This window comes from Methanoculleus sp. (assembly GCF_035363275.1).
Lineage (GTDB): Archaea > Halobacteriota > Methanomicrobia > Methanomicrobiales > Methanoculleaceae > Methanoculleus.
In genome coordinates, this window is sequence record NZ_DAOSET010000099.1 from 1 (window position 1) to 3575 (window position 3575).

At 60.4% G+C, this 3575-nt stretch carries 7 protein-coding genes; 4 read left to right on the forward strand and 3 right to left on the reverse strand.

Features of this window, described 5'->3' with window-relative positions:
• Positions 1 to 133 precede the first annotated feature (133 nt).
• Together PLN84_RS12760 and PLN84_RS12765 are read right to left on the reverse strand one after the other, a co-directional pair.
• Positions 134 to 358 (reverse strand): hypothetical protein, encoded by a 225-nt coding sequence (locus PLN84_RS12760; RefSeq protein WP_292384825.1) that lies wholly within the window; start codon positions 356 to 358, stop codon positions 134 to 136.
• 29 nt (positions 359 to 387) lie between these two features.
• Positions 388 to 858: a metalloregulator ArsR/SmtB family transcription factor gene (locus PLN84_RS12765; protein ID WP_348532143.1), complete on the reverse strand. Its 471-nt coding sequence runs from the start codon at positions 856 to 858 to the stop codon at positions 388 to 390.
• A 252-nt stretch (positions 859 to 1110) separates the two neighbouring features.
• On the opposite strand from PLN84_RS12765, the gene PLN84_RS12770 reads away from it, so the two are divergent.
• Genes PLN84_RS12770 through PLN84_RS12785 form a run of 4 tightly spaced genes read left to right on the forward strand, consistent with a single transcriptional unit; the run spans position 1111 to position 2972 of the window.
• The gene (locus tag PLN84_RS12770) at positions 1111 to 2190 is read left to right on the forward strand and encodes a permease (RefSeq protein WP_348532144.1); all 1080 of its coding nucleotides are present in this window, start codon (positions 1111 to 1113) and stop codon (positions 2188 to 2190) included.
• Between the two features lie 10 nt (positions 2191 to 2200).
• Positions 2201 to 2470 carry a hypothetical protein gene (locus PLN84_RS12775; protein ID WP_292384831.1) on the forward strand — a complete coding sequence of 90 codons (270 nt, stop codon included), beginning with the start codon at positions 2201 to 2203 and terminating at the stop codon, positions 2468 to 2470.
• On the forward strand, positions 2467 to 2700 hold the full coding sequence (locus PLN84_RS12780) for a thioredoxin family protein (protein WP_074369111.1): 234 nt from the start codon (positions 2467 to 2469) through the stop codon (positions 2698 to 2700). The genes PLN84_RS12775 and PLN84_RS12780 overlap by 4 nt, the downstream gene beginning before the upstream one ends.
• Before the next feature lie 59 nt (positions 2701 to 2759).
• The gene (locus PLN84_RS12785) at positions 2760 to 2972 is read left to right on the forward strand and encodes a hypothetical protein (RefSeq protein WP_292384835.1); all 213 of its coding nucleotides are present in this window, start codon (positions 2760 to 2762) and stop codon (positions 2970 to 2972) included.
• A 27-nt stretch (positions 2973 to 2999) separates the two neighbouring features.
• Here the strand turns inward: PLN84_RS12785 and PLN84_RS12790 are convergent, their stop codons facing one another.
• Positions 3000 to 3383 carry a hypothetical protein gene (locus tag PLN84_RS12790; protein WP_292384837.1) on the reverse strand — a complete coding sequence of 128 codons (384 nt, stop codon included), beginning with the start codon at positions 3381 to 3383 and terminating at the stop codon, positions 3000 to 3002.
• Between the last annotated feature and the right edge of the window lie 192 nt (positions 3384 to 3575).

Sequence of the window (3575 nt, forward strand, 5' to 3'; positions counted from 1 at the left end):
CAATCCGTGCAGGGTCCTGCGTCCAATAACGCTTGAAGATAAGGAGTACTGGGAGAAGCAAAGAAGAGAATATGAAAAATCAGCCTGAGAGAGGTGCATTAACCCATGAAAGCATCAGATGAAACTATTAGCGTCAAGAAACGCTGATCCTCCCCCTATTTCGGAGATATCCACCAGTAGAGTTCACCAGATCCGGTTCGGCCAACTTCAGGGCATATTCTTCCGGGGCGTTGAACTTCGCTGTCTTTCCGGGCTGCTTCTTCAGCCGGACGACCGCTCTCCCCTTCCCCCGGCGCAGGGGCTGATCGAGCAGGATCATCGTATCATCGATCAGTCTTCCATCGACTTCTACCGGCATCTGACCGGAGCATACCCCAAGACCGCTGCTCATTCCGCAGAGGTACGGCTGCGGCGGCCTGCCGCCGGTCTCGATCGCTCCGCATCCACTGTATCAGACCGATCGTCGTGGCTCATGCCTGGGCGTGCAGCCCACGCCGCCCCATCATCGGTGAGCCGGTAGACGATCCAGTTCCCCTGCGCCTCGCCGGCGATCAGGCCTGCCTTTCTCAGGACGCCAAGGTGGTAGGAGAGCTTCGAGTCTGCGATGCCGAGCACCGCCTTGATGACGCAGACACAGAGCGGCTGGACAGCGAGCATCGCGAGGACCTTCAGCCGCAACGGGTCGGCGAGTGCGCGGTGGAGGGCGCTCGCCCTCGCCAGGGTTTCATCTTCCGGCAGCCGCTCTACCAGCCCTGCGATCCCCCCGCACCGGCAGAGCGACTTCTCGACTTCTGGTGGGAGAGGAAGCGTATCTTCCCGGCACTCTCTCTTCTCCTCCACAATACCCTCTCTTTGCACTGGTATGAAACGAGGCTGCATATACCTTTTCAAGGCTACCATACGCTTCATTATCCGTGCATTTCATACGGAATGCCCTGGCGAGCAGGAGTCGGGAGCAATATCAGTTACCTCCTGAGGTCAGGCAGAGGGCTGTCGCAGGGCCACTCTACCGCACCCGGCATCGAACAGCATAACCTTTATGCTCGACCCCGCAGACATTAGTTCAAAATAATTTGAATTAGAGGATCCCGGACTCCGGCGAGGTACACCATGATCGACATACTCATCAGCGCCCTCTCGTCAGGGCTTGCCTCCGTGCTCGACTACCTCTCGGCGCACGTCCTCACCTGCCTGGTCCCGGCGTTCTTCATCGCCGGCGCCATCGCAGCCTTTGTGAAGAAGGACGCGATCCTGAAGTACTTCAGTCCGGACACGCCCAAACACATCTCCTACGGGATCGCATCGGTCTCGGGGACGATCCTTGCCGTCTGCAGCTGCACGATCCTGCCCATATTCGCCGGCATCCTCAAGAAAGGGAGCGGCATCGGCCCCGCGACGACGTTCCTCTTCGCGGGACCGGCCATCAACATCCTCGCGATCATCTACACCGCCCGGGTGCTCGGGTTCAGCCTCGGGGTGGCGCGGGCGGTCTCTGCGGTTGTCCTCGCCATCGTCATCGGGCTTTTTATGGCGCTGATCTTCCGGTCGACGGACGTCGAGACGCTCAAGAAGAAAGCGATGGCGCCGAGCGTCGCCGGGGCGTGCGAGGAGGAGAAGCCGCGCTGGGTCACGCCGGCGTTCTTCGCCCTCCTGGTCGGGGTGCTGGTCTTCGGCGCTTCGCCGCTTGACTGGGCGCTCCGGCTCGGCATCGTCTACATTCTCACGCTCGCGATCGCCGTCCTGCTCATTTACTATTACGACCGGGACGAGGTGACCGACTGGGGGATGGAGACCTGGGATCTCACGAAGAAGATCTTTCCGATCCTGATCGCCGGGACATTCCTTGTCGGGATCATCGCCTTCTTCCTCCCGCCGGAGACCTTCCAGCCCTACTTCGGGAACAACTCGCTCGGCGCCAACTTCCTTGCGGCCGTTGTCGGGATGATCCTCTACATGCCGACGCTGCTCGAGGTCCCGATCATCGGGACCACCTTCGGCTACACCACCGGGCATATGGCCGCAGGGCCGGCACTTGCCCTCCTGCTCGCGGGCCCGACGGTCAGCCTGCCGTCCATCCTTGTCCTCCAACGGATCATGGGGGCGAAGAAGACGGCGGCCTACGTGGGGCTGGTGGTCGTCTTCGCGACCGTTGCCGGGTTCCTGTTCGGGAACGGGATGTCACTACTCTAGGAGAGAACTCATGGAGACAGAGAAGCGAGAGAAACCCTGCTGCGCTGCCGAAGCGCTGCGGCGCGTCCGCCGGATCGATGTCGGCGGGGTCGTCGTCGGGCTTGCGATGCTCGACGATATCCTGGCCGATACAGTCGCCCGTAACCTCCCCGGCGAGACCGCCATCGGCGACGAACTCATCAAACAGGTAAAGATCTACAACTACATCCCGAAGGAGGCGGAACCGCTCTACCGGGCGGCGCTCCTCTGTGAGTATCAGAACGAGGTGACGAAACGATGAAGGTAGAAGTGCTTGGAACCGGCTGCGCCAGGTGCAAGCGGCTCGCAAAGAACGTTGAAGCGGCGATCAAGGACCTCGGTATCGAGGCCGAACTCGTCAAGGTCGACGATATCACCGAGATCATGGACCGCGGCGTGATGCTGACCCCTGCCCTCGCCGTCGACGGCGAACTCAAAGTCTCCGGCCGGGTGGCGGACGTCAAGGAGATCAAGGAGATCCTGCAGGGGTGAGACCCTTTCAGCCGCCGTGCTTGAGGCGATCAGGATGTGAACTACGGGCTCAAGCCTCTGTGGGTGGTCCGCTGGCGCTCCGGACGTCTGACCCGCTCGGCGTCCCGGCGGTCTTTGCCGTAGCGACCCCTCTGCCGGTGATCGCGAAGGTGAGGAGCGCACAGAAGGCAGCGGAGAAGTTCGAGTACTGGACCCGGTGTGTTGTGGGAGTGCTCTTCATCGGGATCAGGGATATCTTCTTGTGGCAATGCTGCTCGGGTGAGGTTGAGTAAGAAAAAAATGCGGTGCTCTACCACGCATCACTGCGCTGCCTTCTTCTCCTGCACCGGCGGATTCTTGATCGTAACGTCGACCGACTTCGAGTTCTTCCCGCGAACCTCCACCTTATACGTGCCCGGCTCGGGGAACTTGTGCGCGAAGAACGTGTAGGTCTGCGGGCCGCCGGCCGAAAGGTCCTGTTTCTTGCCGACCAGCGCGCCGTTGATCCACAACTGCGCCTTGAAGTGCGTATCCCAGTCCGAGGAGGGGACACCTTCGTTGTCGAACCAGTAGCCGATGCTCACCGAGACGTTCGGAAAGTAGTACGGATTGCCGCTCTCATCCCGGCCGCCGCCTGTGCTGCCGCTGACCGTGGCAGTTGCTTCTACGGAGTTTATGGTTGCATCCCGATAGGTAGGAGACATGGCACCCAATATATAAAAGAAATATAATAATTTTACTTTCATCTGGTGCTGGCGGGTTGGTCAGCCGCATGAGAGATTCTTTTGCCGCCGGCCAGGTTCCCATGCGATCCCGGGAAGCCGGAGAATTCACCATTGGAAGTTCAAAATGCGAGGGGTGGGATTCGAACCCACGGACCCCTGCGGGACCGGATC

Excerpts from the sequence above, each read along its gene's own strand:
- PLN84_RS12770 (WP_348532144.1), top strand. The coding sequence starts at position 1,111 with ATGATCGACATACTCATCAGCGCCCTCTCGTCAGGGCTTGCCTCCGTG.
- PLN84_RS12775 (WP_292384831.1), top strand. The coding sequence starts at position 2,201 with ATGGAGACAGAGAAGCGAGAGAAACCCTGCTGCGCTGCCGAAGCGCTG.
- PLN84_RS12790 (WP_292384837.1), bottom strand. The coding sequence starts at position 3,383 with ATGTCTCCTACCTATCGGGATGCAACCATAAACTCCGTAGAAGCAACT.
- PLN84_RS12780 (WP_074369111.1), top strand. The coding sequence starts at position 2,467 with ATGAAGGTAGAAGTGCTTGGAACCGGCTGCGCCAGGTGCAAGCGGCTC.
- PLN84_RS12760 (WP_292384825.1), bottom strand. The coding sequence starts at position 358 with ATGCCGGTAGAAGTCGATGGAAGACTGATCGATGATACGATGATCCTG.